General features: G+C 68.6%; 9 protein-coding genes. 4 read left to right on the top strand and 5 right to left on the bottom strand.

What is annotated here, in order from left to right; translation table 11 throughout:
- The first annotated feature begins 1 nt into the window (after window position 1).
- Entirely contained in the window at window positions 2–3,142 is a 3,141-nt protein-coding gene (locus NK718_RS12465; RefSeq protein ID WP_254742612.1) for an efflux RND transporter permease subunit, read from the top strand.
- A gap of 462 nt (window positions 3,143–3,604) precedes the next feature.
- Here the strand turns inward: NK718_RS12465 and ssb are convergent, their stop codons facing one another.
- Complete coding sequence (gene ssb / locus NK718_RS12470; protein ID WP_254742616.1) at window positions 3,605–4,117, bottom strand: single-stranded DNA-binding protein; 513 nt, start codon at window positions 4,115–4,117, stop codon at window positions 3,605–3,607.
- 294 nt (window positions 4,118–4,411) lie between these two features.
- On the opposite strand from ssb, the gene uvrA reads away from it, so the two are divergent.
- The 3 genes from uvrA to trmFO all read left to right on the top strand — a co-directional run bounded on the left by uvrA (window position 4,412) and on the right by trmFO (window position 9,493).
- Window positions 4,412–7,378, top strand: a complete 2,967-nt coding sequence (uvrA, locus tag NK718_RS12475) for an excinuclease ABC subunit UvrA (RefSeq protein WP_254742619.1) — start codon at window positions 4,412–4,414, stop codon at window positions 7,376–7,378.
- A gap of 382 nt (window positions 7,379–7,760) precedes the next feature.
- Window positions 7,761–7,919 carry a DUF1127 domain-containing protein gene (locus NK718_RS12480; protein WP_254742622.1) on the top strand — a complete coding sequence of 53 codons (159 nt, stop codon included), beginning with the start codon at window positions 7,761–7,763 and terminating at the stop codon, window positions 7,917–7,919.
- 152 nt (window positions 7,920–8,071) lie between these two features.
- The gene (trmFO, locus tag NK718_RS12485; RefSeq protein ID WP_254742625.1) at window positions 8,072–9,493 is read left to right on the top strand and encodes a methylenetetrahydrofolate--tRNA-(uracil(54)-C(5))-methyltransferase (FADH(2)-oxidizing) TrmFO; all 1,422 of its coding nucleotides are present in this window, start codon (window positions 8,072–8,074) and stop codon (window positions 9,491–9,493) included.
- A gap of 1 nt (window position 9,494) precedes the next feature.
- Here trmFO and NK718_RS12490 read toward each other — a convergent pair whose 3' ends face one another.
- Genes NK718_RS12490 through secD form a run of 4 tightly spaced genes read right to left on the bottom strand, consistent with a single transcriptional unit; the run spans window position 9,495 to window position 13,389 of the window.
- The gene (locus NK718_RS12490) at window positions 9,495–10,367 is read right to left on the bottom strand and encodes a phytoene/squalene synthase family protein (protein ID WP_254742628.1); all 873 of its coding nucleotides are present in this window, start codon (window positions 10,365–10,367) and stop codon (window positions 9,495–9,497) included.
- Between the two features lie 9 nt (window positions 10,368–10,376).
- Entirely contained in the window at window positions 10,377–10,763 is a 387-nt protein-coding gene (locus NK718_RS12495; protein WP_254742631.1) for an Mth938-like domain-containing protein, read from the bottom strand.
- On the bottom strand, window positions 10,760–11,764 hold the full coding sequence (gene secF, locus NK718_RS12500) for a protein translocase subunit SecF (protein ID WP_254742634.1): 1,005 nt from the start codon (window positions 11,762–11,764) through the stop codon (window positions 10,760–10,762). The genes NK718_RS12495 and secF overlap by 4 nt, the downstream gene beginning before the upstream one ends.
- Window positions 11,765–11,778: 14 nt before the next feature.
- Window positions 11,779–13,389 carry a protein translocase subunit SecD gene (gene secD, locus NK718_RS12505; protein ID WP_254742638.1) on the bottom strand — a complete coding sequence of 537 codons (1,611 nt, stop codon included), beginning with the start codon at window positions 13,387–13,389 and terminating at the stop codon, window positions 11,779–11,781.
- Window positions 13,390–13,441 lie beyond the last annotated feature (52 nt).

Here is a 13,441-nt window from a genome sequence, read left to right on the forward strand (position 1 = left end):
CATGTCCCTGCCGGAGCTCTGTATCCGCCGACCGGTGATGACGACGCTCATCACCCTGTCGTTCATCATCTTCGGCCTGTTCGCCTACCGGCAATTGCCCGTCGCGGCCCTGCCCCGGGTGGACTTCCCCACCATCAACGTCTCGGCCCAGCTGCCGGGCGCCAGCCCGGAGACGATGGCGGCCTCGGTGGCGGCCCCGCTGGAGCGCCAGTTCTCCAACATCTCCGGCATCTCCTCGCTCACCTCGGTGTCGTCGCAGGGCTCGACCAGCATCACGCTGCAGTTCGACCTCGACCGCAGCATCGACGGCGCGGCGCTCGACGTGCAGTCGGCCATCAGCGCCTCGGCGCGCCGCCTGCCCTCGGACATGCCGAACCCGCCGAGCTTCCGGAAGGTGAACCCGGCCGACCAGCCGATCCTCTTCCTGGTGCTGACCTCGAGCACCCTGCCTCTCTCGACGGTGAACGACTACGCCGAGACGGTGCTGCAGCAGCAGATCTCGCAAATTCCCGGCGTCGCGCAGGCCATCATCTTCGGCTCGCAGAAATACGCCGTGCGCATCCTGGTCGACCCCTCCGCCCTCGCCTCGCGCGGGCTGACCTTCAACGACCTGCGCAGCGCGGTCTCGGCCGCGAACTCCAACCAGCCGACCGGCACGCTGCGCGGCGCGCGCCAGCGCGTCACCATCGAGGCCTCCGGGCAGCTGCGCCGCGCGGCGGACTACGGCAGCCTGATCGTCTCCTCCAAGAACAACGTGCCGATCCGCCTCGAAGACGTCGCCACCGTGCGCGACAGCGTCGAGAACGAGGACCAGGCGAGCTGGTACGGCGGCGATCGCTCGCTGATGGTCGCCGTGTTCCGCCAGTCGGACGCCAACACGGTGGAAGTGGTCGACCGCATCAAGGACAAGGTGGCGGGCTATCGCGAGCAGCTGCCGGCCTCGATCGGCCTGAACGTGCTCAACGACCGCGCCGAGCCGATCCGCGAGGCGGTGCATGACGTGCAGTTCACGCTCATGCTCTCCGTCGCGCTCGTCGTGCTGGTGATCTTCCTGTTCCTGAAGTCGCTGACGGCGACGCTGATCCCCACCCTGGCGCTGCCGGTGTCGCTGATCGGCACCTTCGCCGCGATGCACGTCTTCGGCTACTCGATCAACAACATCTCGCTGCTGGCGCTGACGCTGGCGGTGGGCTTCGTCGTCGACGACGCCATCGTCATGCTCGAGAACATCGTGCGCTACATCGAGCAGGGCATGAAGCCCTTCGACGCGGCGCTGAAAGGCTCGCGCGAGATCGGCTTCACCATCATCTCGATCACCCTGTCGCTGGTGGCGGTGTTCATCCCCGTCTTCTTCATGGGCGGCGTGGTGGGGCGCGTGTTCCGCGAGTTCGCGGCCACCATCTCGGTCGCCATCCTGGTGTCGGGCTTCGTCTCGCTGACGCTGACGCCGATGTTGTGCGCCCGGCTGCTCAAGGGCCACAAGCCCCACGAGCACGACTCGCTGTTCTCCCGCTCCGTGGACGCGGTGGTGGGCGGCATGCTCGCCAGCTACCGCTGGGCGCTCGACGTGGTGCTCAAGGCGCGCCTGCTGGTGCTGCTGCTGACCATCGCCACGGTGTTCCTGAGCGTGCGCCTCTATATCGACGTGCCCAAGGGCTTCTTCCCGCAGGAGGACACCGGCCTGCTGCGCGGGGCCACGGAAGGGCCGCCGGACACCTCGTTCGAGGCGATGGTGCGCCGGCAGGAGCTGATCAACGACATCGTCCGCAAGGATCCCGCCGTCGCCTACGTCAACTCCAGCATCGGCCAGGGCGGCTCCAACCAGGGCTTCATGTTCATCGAGCTGAAGCCGCGTGACCAGCGCGACGACATCGCCACCATCATCGCGCGGGTGCGCCGCGCCGCGAGCACGGTGCCCGACATCACCGCCGTGTTCCAGCCGGTGCAGAACATCAACCTGAACTCCGGCCGCTCCTCGCGCGCGCAGTACCAGTACACGCTGGCGAGCGCCGACCTGCAGGCGCTCTACAAGGCCGCGCCCGACATGCGCCGCCGCATGCAGCAGCTCGACGAACTGCGCGACGTCAACATCGACCTGCAGCTCTCCAACCCGCAGGTGCTGATCGAGCTGGACCGCGAGCGCGCGGCCAATCTCGGCGTCACCTCGGACCAGCTGCGCCAGACGCTCTACAACGCCTTCGGCTCGCGCCAGGTCTCGACCATCTTCACCCCCTCCAACGACTACTCGGTGATCATGGAGGCGGAGCGGTCGTTCCAGACCGACCCGACCGTGCTGTCGCGCCTGTTCGTGCGCAGCAGCAACGGCCAGAACGTGCCGCTGGAGGCGGTGGCGACCATCAAGCGCACGGTGGGCCCGCTCTCGGTGAGCCGCCAGGCGCAGCAGCCGGCCGTGACCATCTCGTTCAACCTCGCGCCCGGCGTGTCGCTCGGCGAGGCGGTGGACTCGGTGCGCCGCATCGAGCGCGAGGCGGGACTGCCGGCCTCGATCACCACCGGCTTCGCCGGCTCGGCGCAGCTGTTCCAGGACGCGCTGAAGGGACAGGGCCTGCTGATCCTCGCCGCCGTGCTGGTGATCTACATCGTGCTGGGCGTGCTCTACGAGAGCTTCATCCACCCGATCACCATCCTGTCCGGCCTGCCCTCGGCCGGCCTCGGCGCGCTGCTGGCGCTGCAGTACTTCAAGATGGACCTGTCGGTGATCGCCATCATCGGCATCCTGATGCTGATCGGCATCGTCAAGAAGAACGCGATCATGATGGTCGACTTCGCGCTCGAACGCCGCCGCGACGGCGCCGACGCGCTGACCGCCATCCGCGAGGCTGCCCTGCTGCGCTTCCGGCCGATCATCATGACGACCTTCGCCGCCATCCTCGGCACGCTGCCGATCGCGCTGGGGGCCGGCGCCGGCTCCGAGCTGCGCCAGCCGCTGGGCATCGCCGTCGTCGGCGGCCTGATGGTGTCCCAGCTGCTGACGCTGTTCATCACCCCGGTCGTCTACTACTACCTCGACAAGGTGGAGAGCTTCATCGGCGGCGGCCGCAAGGCCGATGCCCCGGCCGCCGAGGTGGTCGCCCCCGGCAGCGCTGCGCCCTCCGGCGCGAGCTACCAGCGCCCGGACTGAGGGCCGAGGCGGGGCGGCCCTGGCGGGGCCGCGCCGACCGGAGCGAGCTTAACCGACCTCATTGATCGCGGACCCCGGCGGCCCCTCCCCGGCCCGGCGGGTCGCCCCTTGCAGCGCCGCGCTTTCCGGCGCGAGCTGCCAAGCGCCCGGACTGATCCCGGCTGCCGGGCTCCCGCTCCCGGGCCTCCCGGGCGACGTCTTTCTAGGCTCGCCGGGCGACGCCGTGGCGTCGCGGCGTTGGCGCTCACGGAGGCCTCCGCACGCCGCGCGTGCCACGCCGCCGGGTCCGGCGCGGACGCCGGGCCGTTCCGTTGGAATTCATCGGAAGACGACCCGAAGATCCTATCGCGTCCGAACGGCGATGCGACGTTCGCATCGTGGCGCTGTTCGCATGTGAATTCGCCCCCGAACGGGCCGCGTTCGAGGGCGATTCCAGAGGAAGACGACGAGCGGTCCCGTGTCCTAGAACGGGATGTCGTCGTCGAGGTCGCCCGAGCGTCCGCCGCCGCCGCCGCCGGAGGCCGGCCGGCGCTCCATCGGCGAGGAGCGGCCGAAGTCGCCGCCGCCGCCGCGCCCCGAACCCTGGCCGCCGAACGATCCGCCATCGTCTTCGCCGCCCTGGCCGCGACCATCCAGCAAGGTCAACTCGCCCCGGAAGCGCTGCAGCACCACTTCCGTCGTGTAGCGCTCCTGGCCGTCCTTGTCGGTATACTTGCGGGTCTGCAGCTGACCCTCGACATAGACTTTCGAGCCCTTCTTCAAATACTGCTCGGCGATTTTCGCAAGGTTCTCATTGAAGATGACGACGCTGTGCCACTCGGTCCGCTCCTTGCGCTCGCCGCTGGCCTTGTCGCGCCACGTCTCGGACGTCGCCAGCCGCAGGTTGACGACCGGATCGCCCGACCCCATGCGCCGCACCTCGGGGTCGCGCCCGAGATTGCCGACCAGAATGACCTTGTTGACGCTTCCCGCCATGGGGATCTCCTCGATTGCTCGCCGCGACCATAGCGCATGTGAACCGCCCGACGCCTCGGCGGCCGCACTTATCCACATGAGCGGAGGTCTATGTTCCTGTTGTGTTCCTAGCAGTTTCGGGATATTCCGGCAACTGGCAAACGCCCCTGTCGCGGGGCCGCGCGACGCACTAGGTAAGGGCGACGAACCATCGCACGCGCCCGCGCGGCCCTCTCGCGCGGGCTCGTGCGGACGCCCGGGCGCGGCGCGATCGGCGCGCCGGGAACGAGACACACGGACGGGACAGGGGCCGAGATGACGAAGGCCGGACGCGGCAAGGCCAAGGCGGCGAGCCTGGAAGACCTTTTCGACAAGGCGCGCGCCGTGGCCGGCGCGGCGCAGGACCAGCGCGTGCTCGCCGTGCGCGGCGCGCGCGAGCACAACCTCAAGAATGTCGACCTGGTGATCCCGCGCGACCGCCTGGTTGTGTTCACCGGCCTGTCCGGATCGGGCAAGTCGTCGCTCGCGTTCGACACCATCTATGCCGAAGGCCAGCGCCGCTACGTCGAGAGTCTTTCCGCCTACGCGCGGCAGTTCCTTGAAATGATGCAGAAGCCGGACGTCGACCAGATCGACGGCCTCTCGCCGGCCATTTCGATCGAGCAGAAGACGACTTCGAAGAACCCGCGCTCGACTGTCGGCACCGTGACGGAGATCTACGACTACATGCGCCTCCTGTGGGCGCGGGTCGGCGTCCCCTACTCGCCGGCGACGGGCCTGCCGATCGAAAGCCAGACCGTGTCGCAGATGGTCGACCGCGTGCTGGCGCTGCCGGAGAAGGCGCGGCTCTATCTGCTCGCCCCCGTCATCCGGGGCCGCAAGGGCGAATACCGGAAGGAACTGGCCGATTTCCAGAAGCGCGGATTCCAGCGCGTCAAGATTGACGGCACGTTCCACGAGATCGGCGAAGCCCCGGCGCTCGACAAGAAGCTCAAGCACGACATCGACGTCGTCGTGGACCGCATCGTGGTGCGGCCGGACATGGGCGCGCGGCTGGCCGAGAGCCTGGAGACCGCGCTCGACCTCGCCGACGGCATCGCGGTGCTGGAGTTCGCCGACGAGAAGGACGACAAGGGCGAGCCCCGCCGGCTGATCTTTTCCTCGAAATTCGCGTGCCCGGTCTCGGGCTTCACCATCCCCGAGGTCGAGCCGCGCCTGTTTTCCTTCAACAATCCGTTCGGCGCGTGCCCAGCCTGCGACGGATTGGGCCACGAGATGGCCATCGATCCCTATCTCGTCGTCCCCGACGAGACGGTGACGCTGCGCGGCGGCGCGATCGCGCCGTGGGCGCGCTCGACCTCACCCTATTACGGCCAGACCCTGGCTGCCCTGGGCCAGCACTTCGGCTTCAAGCTGACCACGCCGTGGAAGGACCTGCCGCAGGTCGCGCGCGACGTCATCCTCTACGGCACCGGCGACGAAGCCGTCCGCTTCGCCTACGACGACGGCCTGCGCGCCTACGAGGTGAAAAAGCCGTTCGAGGGCGTGGTGCGCAACCTGGAACGGCGCTGGAAGGAGACGGACAGCGACTGGGCGCGCGAGGAAATTTCGCGCTTCATGTCGGAGACGCCCTGCGCCGCCTGCAAGGGCTTCCGCCTGAAGCCGGAGGCGCTGGCGGTGAAGATCGCGACGCGCCACATCGGCGAAGTGTCCCGCCTGTCGGTGCGCGACGCGCACGCGTGGTTCAGCGGCCTGCCCGCCGACCTCAACGCGAAGCAGAACGAGATCGCCGGCCGCATCCTCAAGGAAATTCGGGAACGCCTGAGCTTCCTGCTCGATGTCGGCTTGGAATACCTGACGTTGTCGCGTTCTTCAGGCACCCTCTCCGGAGGCGAAAGCCAGCGCATCCGCCTCGCGTCGCAGATCGGCTCCGGGCTCACGGGCGTGCTCTACGTGCTGGACGAGCCCTCCATCGGCCTGCACCAGCGCGACAACGAGCGGCTGCTGCTCACGCTGAAGCGCCTGCGCGACCTCGGCAACAGCGTCATCGTCGTCGAGCACGACGAGGACGCCATTCTGCAGGCGGACTGGGTCGTCGACGTAGGCCCGGGCGCGGGAATCCACGGCGGCGAAATCGTCGCGCAAGGCACGCCGGCCGACATCATGGCCGACAAGAACTCGCTCACGGGCAAGTACCTCACCGGCGAGCTGTCCGTGCCCGTGCCGGCGAAGAGGCGCAAGCCGCAGAAGGGGCGCACCCTGCGCATCGCCGGTGCACGCGGCAACAACCTCAAGAACGTCACCGCCGAGATCCCGCTGGGCACATTCACGTGCATCACCGGCGTCTCGGGAGGCGGCAAGTCGACCCTGGTCATCGACACGCTCTACAAGGCGGTGGCGCGACGCCTGAACGGCGCGCTCGAGCATCCCGCCCCCTTCGACACCATCGAGGGGCTGGAGCACCTCGACAAGGTGATCGACATCGACCAGTCGCCGATCGGCCGCACGCCGCGGTCCAACCCGGCGACCTACACCGGCGCGTTCACCCCTATCCGCGAGTGGTTCGCGGGCCTGCCCGAAGCGAAGGCGCGCGGCTATATGCCGGGCCGGTTCTCGTTCAACGTCAAGGGCGGGCGTTGCGAGGCATGCCAGGGCGACGGCGTCATCAAGATCGAGATGCACTTCCTGCCCGACATCTACGTCACCTGCGACGTGTGCAAGGGCAAGCGCTACGACCGCGAGACGCTCGAGGTGAAGTACCGCGAAAAGTCCATCGCCGACGTGCTCGACATGACGGTCGAGGAAGCGGGGCAGCTCTTCAAGGCGGTGCCCTCCATCCGCGAGAAGATGGAGACGCTGGCTCGGGTCGGGCTCGACTACGTCAAGGTCGGCCAGCAGGCGACGACGCTCTCCGGCGGCGAGGCGCAGCGCGTCAAGCTGTCGAAGGAGCTGTCGCGCCGCTCGACCGGCCGCACGCTCTACATTCTGGACGAGCCGACGACCGGGCTTCACTTCCACGACGTCGCCAAGCTGCTGGACGTGCTCCATGAGCTCGTCGACCAGGGCAACACCGTGATCGTCATCGAGCACAATCTCGAGGTGGTCAAAACCGCCGACTGGGTGATCGACCTCGGCCCCGAGGGCGGCGACGGGGGCGGCGAGATCGTCGCCCAGGGACGGCCGGAAGACATCGTGCGCGAGCCCCGCAGCCACACGGGCCGCTTCCTCAAGGAGATTCTGGCCCGGCGTCCCCTGCGGGCGCGCAGCCAGGCGGCGGAATAGGCCGGCCTGCCGCATCGCGCTGGCGTGTGAGAACGCACCGGGCGCGGCAAGCCGTTGGCGCACGCCGCGCGCTGTGCCTGCTCTCCAGGGCCGACTGGATGGGCTCCCGGGGGAGCGGCTGGTTGCCGCCCTCCCCGCCCGATCGCCCCTCGCGCGGCACAAGGCCAAGGCCCTGGTCAATCTGCGTCTGACGCCGATCTCTTAACGGGTTTTTACCTACCCATGCGTTTTTGTGGGTACTGGCATGTAGATGCCCATCTTCAAAGCAGTGGGCGCTGCCGTTATATGCAGCGCAACAAAGACGACGACGCAACACCGCTTCGAAATTAACGATTTCTTCGAAACGTGAGCGTCTTACCGCACTGCACAAAGGACCTGAGCCATGCTGACCGTCGACCGTCTCGCCAAGCGTCTCCGCAACTGGACCCGCTACCGCACCACCGTTCGTGAGCTCTCCCAGCTCACCGACCGCGACCTGAGCGATCTGGGCATCAACCGGAGCGAGATCCGCTTCGTCGCCAAGAAGCACGCCCGCGGCTGATCGCCTTCGGGCGGCGTCGAAGCCGCCCCCCGGCCTTTTTGCCGGTCGGCGTTTCCCCTCCCACTGCCGACTGGCCGCAGCGCCCGCCGAAAGGCGGGCGTTTTGCTGTCCGGGACGTTGCGCCGTCCCGCTTGAAAACCTAGGTTCCGCGCATGAGCACCATCGCACCCATCCATGTCGTGGGCGGCGGGCTGGCAGGTTCGGAAGCCGCGTGGCAGATCGCGCGGCAGGGCGTGCCCGTCATCCTGCACGAAATGCGCCCCGAGCGGCCGACCGACGCGCACAAGACCGACGGTCTTGCCGAGCTCGTCTGCTCCAATTCCTTTCGCTCCGACGATTCGAGCACGAACGCGGTCGGCCTGCTGCACGCCGAGATGCGCCGCATGGACTCGCTGATCATGCAGTGCGGCGACGCGAACCAGGTGCCGGCCGGCGGCGCGCTCGCCGTGGACCGCGACGGCTTCTCGGCCGCCGTCACCCAGGCCCTGTCGGCGCACCCGCTGGTGACCCTCGCGCGCGGCGAAGTCGCGGGGCTGCCCCCCGAGGACTGGGATTCGACCATCATCGCCACGGGTCCGTTGACGTCGGCGGCCCTCGCCGACGCGATTCGCGGCCTCACGGGCGAAACGTCGCTGGCCTTCTTCGACGCCATCGCGCCGATCGTCTATCGCGAATCGATCGACATGGACGTCGCCTGGTTCCAGTCGCGCTACGACAAGGCGGGCCCCGGCGGCACGGGGGCCGACTACATCAACTGCCCGATGACCCGGGAGGAGTACGACCGCTTCATCGACGCGCTGCTCGCGGCGGAGAAGACGAGCTTCCGGGAATGGGAGGCCAACACGCCCTATTTCGACGGCTGCCTCCCCATCGAGGTGATGGCGGAGCGCGGCCGCGAGACGCTGCGACACGGGCCGATGAAGCCGTTCGGCCTCACCAACCCGCATCGCTCCGGGCCGGAGGCGAAGTCCTACGCCGTGGTGCAGCTGCGACAGGACAACGCGCTGGGCACGCTCTACAACATGGTGGGCTTCCAGACGAAGCTGAAGCACGCCGAGCAGGTGCGGGTGTTCCGCACCATTCCGGGACTCGAGCAGGCTGAGTTCGCCCGGTTGGGCGGCTTGCATCGCAACACCTACCTCAACTCGCCGCGCCTGCTGGACCCGACGCTCCGGCTGAAGGCGATGCCGCGCCTGCGTTTCGCCGGCCAGATCACCGGGTGCGAGGGCTATGTGGAGAGCGCCGCCGTCGGCCTCATCGCCGGCCGCTTCGCGGCGGCCGAGCGCCTGGGCCGGTCGCCGTCCCTGCCGCCGGCCACGACCGCCATCGGCGCGCTGCTGAACCACATCACCGGCGGGCATATCGAAACCATCGACGCGGGTCCGCCCTCATTCCAGCCGATGAACGTCAATTTCGGCCTGTTCCCGCCGCTGAGCGAAGCGCCGAAGACGGAGGATGGACGCAAGCTGCGCGGGCCCGCCAAGGCCGTGGCGAAGAAGATGGCGCTCACCGCCCGGGCGAAGGCCGACCTCGGATCGTGGCTCGGAGCCGAGATGCCGGCCGCCGCCGAGTAGGTCACCCGGCGCTGCGCGCGGCGCGCCACAGCAGCCAGATGGCCCGCCAGCGGGGCAATTCCACCCGCGTGCGGAACGGGTGGTAGTCGCGCCGCTCCATGCGCGCCAGATAGGACGACACCAACGCGACCGGCAGGAAGGCCGGGGCGATCTCGGCGGGCGTCTCGCGGATGCGGGCGCGCGTCTCGTCGAGATGGTGGCGGGCGAGATCCCGCAGTTCGCTCAGCGCCGCCCGCAGGCCCTCGCTGTCGCGGCCCGACACGATGTCCTCCCGCCCCACGCCGTGCCGGGCCATCAGGTCGGCCGGCAGGTAGACCTGGCCGCGCGACGCATGCCACGGCAAGGCGCGCAGAAGCCCGGTGATGGCGTAGGCGACGCCGGCGTGGCCGGCCGCGTCCGCCCCGCCCGGGTCGTCGCCGCCCGCCAGCACCAGGGACGCCAGCCGGATCAGCGCGGACGATGTCTCGCCGCAATAGCCTTCGAGCGCTCCCACGCTGGGCATCGGGTCGTCGTAGAGGTCGAACGTGCGGGCCTCGATGAGGTCGAGCAGCGCCTGTCGCGGCAGTCGGTACCGCCCGATGGCCTCCAGTAGCGCCGTCGCGACCGGGTGGCCGCGCACATCGCCGCGCGCCTTGTCTTCCAGCGCGTCGCGCCACCACTGGAAGCGAACCTCGCCGGGCAGCGGATCGGACACCAGTTCGCGCACGCGCGCGATTTCGAGGTTGAAGGCGTACAGCGCCAGCAGCCCGGCCCGCTTGTCGGCGGGAGCGAACAGGGTCGCCAGCCACCGGTCCGGGTCGTTCTCCCTGACCAGCAATGACACGGCGTCGCCGTCGCGCACCGCATCCTGCCCAGGGCTGGAAGTCGCCTCCATGGCGCGACTTCAGTCCACCGCGATCAGGGCCGCGGCGACCTGGCGGTCCTCGGCCAGCATGACGTTGTAGGTCCGCACGGCGGCTCCCGTGTGCATGGCGTCGATCCCGATCCCGGCGCCGCGCAGCAGCGCCCGCAAAGGCTCGGGCAAGAACACGGTTTCGGCGCCGGTCCCGAGCAACAGCGTGCGGATTTCCGCCGCCTCAGCCAGAACTGGCGCGAATGCGTCCGGGGTCAAGTCCGAGAAGGCCCGCACGGGCCACGCCCGTACGCCGGAGGGCAGCGCAAGGACGGAGCCGCGGTGCGACATGTCCGCGAAACGAAACCCGCCATTGCCGTAGGCGTCGATGATGTGGCGCCCGGGGACGAAGCCCTCGTAGCGCCGCCCGCCGCTCATTGCGCGGGTTTCTCGCTCGGCCCGCCGGCCCTGCGGGCCGTCCGCGCCGGCTTCGCCGGAGCCGGCGCGGCGTCGGAGGCCGGCGCCTCGTGGCCGACCTTCAGGCCCAGATAGATCAGCACCGGGGCGGCGATGAAGATCGACGAATAGGTGCCGATCACGACGCCGAACATCATCGCGTAGGAGAAGCTGGCGATCACCTGCCCGCCGAACAGCACGAGCGCGAGCAGCGCCAGCATGGTGGTGACCGAGGTCATCACCGTTCGCGACAGGGTCGAGTTGATCGACAGGTCGAGCAGTTCGTCCGTCGGCATCCGCTTGTACTTGCGCAGCAGCTCGCGGATTCGGTCGAACACGACGACGGTGTCGTTCAGCGAGTAGCCGACGATCGTCAGGATCGCGGCGATGGAGGTCATATTGAACTCGAGCTGCGTGACGGCGAAGAAGCCGATCGTCAGCACGAGGTCGTGCATCGTCGCGATAACGGCGGCGACCGCGAACTCCCACTCGAACCGGAACCAGAGGTAGACGAGCACCGCCAGGATCGACAGAACGACGCCGATCGTGCCGGTCTGCACCAGCTCGCCGGAGACGCGCGGCCCCACCACCTCGACACGGCGGAATTCGTAGTCCTTGTCGAAGGTGGCCTTGAACCGCTCCATGGCGGCCTGCTGGGCGCGCTCGCGCTCCTGCTGCGTGTTGCCGGGCTGCAGGCCGAAGCGGATCGACACCTCGCCCTTCTCGCCGAACTCCTGCACCTCGATCTCGCCATGGGCGAGGTCGGTCGCCGCCTCGCGCACCGCGGCGATGTCGACCTTGCCGGCGCGGGCCTGCATCTCGATCAGCGTGCCGCCGGTGAAGTCGATGCCGAAGTTCATCGACACGAAGAAGAAGCACAGCACCGCGCCCAGCGAGAGAAACGCCGAGAAGGGGAAGCTCACGCGCCGGAAGCGCATGAAGCCGAACTTGGTGTTGTCGGGAACGATCCGCAGGAGCTTCATGGCCTTGACTCCCGTCAGAACGGCAGCCGCGTGGGCTTGGCCCAGCGGTACCAAAGGGCGATCATCATCCGCGTCATCGTCACGGCGGTAACGACGGTGGTGACGATCCCGAAGATCATGGTGATGGCGAAGCCCTTCACCGGCCCGCTACCCAGCAGGAACAGGATCAACGCCGCGATGAACATGGTGACGTTCGAGTCGATGATGGTCGCGAAGGCGCGCTGGAAGCCCGCTTCAAGCGAGGAGATCATCGATCGTCCCAGATGGAACTCCTCGCGGATGCGCTCGTAGATGAGCACGTTCGAGTCCACCGCCGTTCCGATCGTCAGCACGATGCCTGCGATGCCGGGCAGCGTGAGGGTCGATCCGATCAGCGACATCATCGCGAAGATCAGGATGACGTGCACGAACAGCGCGATGTTGGCGAACAGGCCGAACGTGCCGTAGGTCACGAACATGAACGTCACGACCAGGGCCGTCGCCACGTAGGATGCGTGCTTGCCGGCCTGGATCGAATCCTGGCCGAGGCCCGGCCCGACGGTGCGCTCCTCGACGATGGTGAGCGGCGCCGGCAGCGCGCCGGCCCTGAGCAGGATCGCCAGGTTGTTGGCCTGCTCGACCGTGAAGCGCCCGGAGATCTGCCCCGAGCCGCCGGTGATCGGCTGCTGGATGACGGGGGCGGAGATCACCTTCTTGTCGAGCACGATGGCGAGCGGGCGACCGACGGCCTCGGTCGTGACGCGGCCGAAATTCTGCGCGCCCTTGATGTTGAACCGGAAGTTCACGATCGGCTCGCCGGTCCGCGAATCGAACGCGGGCTGCGCGTCGATCAGGTCCTCGCCCTGCACGATCACGCGCCGCTCGACATTGAGCGCGCCGCCGCCCTCGCTGGACGGCAGGACCTCGACGTCGCCGGGCGGCGTGCCGGGCTCGGCGAGCAGGCGGAATTCCAGCTGAGCGGTCGTGCCCAGGATCTCCTTCAGCCGGCGGGGATCCTGCAGGCCGGGCACCTGCACCAGGATGCGGTCCGCCCCCTGCCGCTGGATGTTCGGCTCGGTGGTGCCCAGCGCGTCGACGCGCCGGCGCAGCACCTCGATGGCCTGCGACACCGCCTTGGTCACGCGCTCGTTGACGCCCACCTCGGTGACGTTGAGCTGGATCAGGCCGTCCGGCTGCTCCGCCACCTCGATGGCGCGCTGGCCGGACCCGGTGCCGAGCAGAGCGTTACCGACCGGCGCCGACAACTCCCTGAGCTTCGGCATCAGCCGCTCGCGCTCGTTCGGATCGACGACGCGGACGGTCACGCCGCGCGGCGTCACGCCGATGCCGCCGGCCAGCGAGATCCGCTGCTCGCGGAGGATGCGGCGAACGTCGTCGCGCAGCGTATTGATCTGGCCGCGAAGCACCGCCTGCGTGTCGACCTCGAGCAGCACGTGCGAGCCGCCCTGGAGGTCGAGGCCGAGGACGACGGCCTGATGCGGCACCAGCGCGCTCGGAAGGAACGAGAACGTCTGCTGGATCGACTTGCGCGTCTCGGGCGAGAGCAGGCTGGGCATGGCGTACAGGATGCCGAGCACCGTCAGCAGCACCACGCCGATCGTCTTCATCCGGGAAAAGCGCAACATCGCGTCGAGGTCTTCTTCATCTTCGGGCGGCCGCCAGGGGCCGCGGCCAGGC

This window comes from Alsobacter ponti (genome assembly GCF_024294805.1).
Classification (GTDB): domain Bacteria; phylum Pseudomonadota; class Alphaproteobacteria; order Rhizobiales; family Beijerinckiaceae; genus Alsobacter; species Alsobacter ponti.

Bases quoted from the DNA above. Each gene is read 5' to 3' on its own strand.
- NK718_RS12465 (WP_254742612.1), top strand. From the start codon at position 2: ATGTCCCTGCCGGAGCTCTGTATCCGCCGACCGGTGATGACGACGCTC.
- ssb (WP_254742616.1), bottom strand. From the start codon at position 4,117: ATGGCGGGAAGCGTCAACAAGGTCATTCTGGTCGGCAATCTCGGGCGC.
- uvrA (WP_254742619.1), top strand. From the start codon at position 4,412: ATGACGAAGGCCGGACGCGGCAAGGCCAAGGCGGCGAGCCTGGAAGAC.
- NK718_RS12480 (WP_254742622.1), top strand. From the start codon at position 7,761: ATGCTGACCGTCGACCGTCTCGCCAAGCGTCTCCGCAACTGGACCCGC.
- trmFO (WP_254742625.1), top strand. From the start codon at position 8,072: ATGAGCACCATCGCACCCATCCATGTCGTGGGCGGCGGGCTGGCAGGT.
- NK718_RS12490 (WP_254742628.1), bottom strand. From the start codon at position 10,367: ATGGAGGCGACTTCCAGCCCTGGGCAGGATGCGGTGCGCGACGGCGAC.
- NK718_RS12495 (WP_254742631.1), bottom strand. From the start codon at position 10,763: ATGAGCGGCGGGCGGCGCTACGAGGGCTTCGTCCCCGGGCGCCACATC.
- secF (WP_254742634.1), bottom strand. From the start codon at position 11,764: ATGAAGCTCCTGCGGATCGTTCCCGACAACACCAAGTTCGGCTTCATG.
- secD (WP_254742638.1), bottom strand. From the start codon at position 13,389: ATGTTGCGCTTTTCCCGGATGAAGACGATCGGCGTGGTGCTGCTGACG.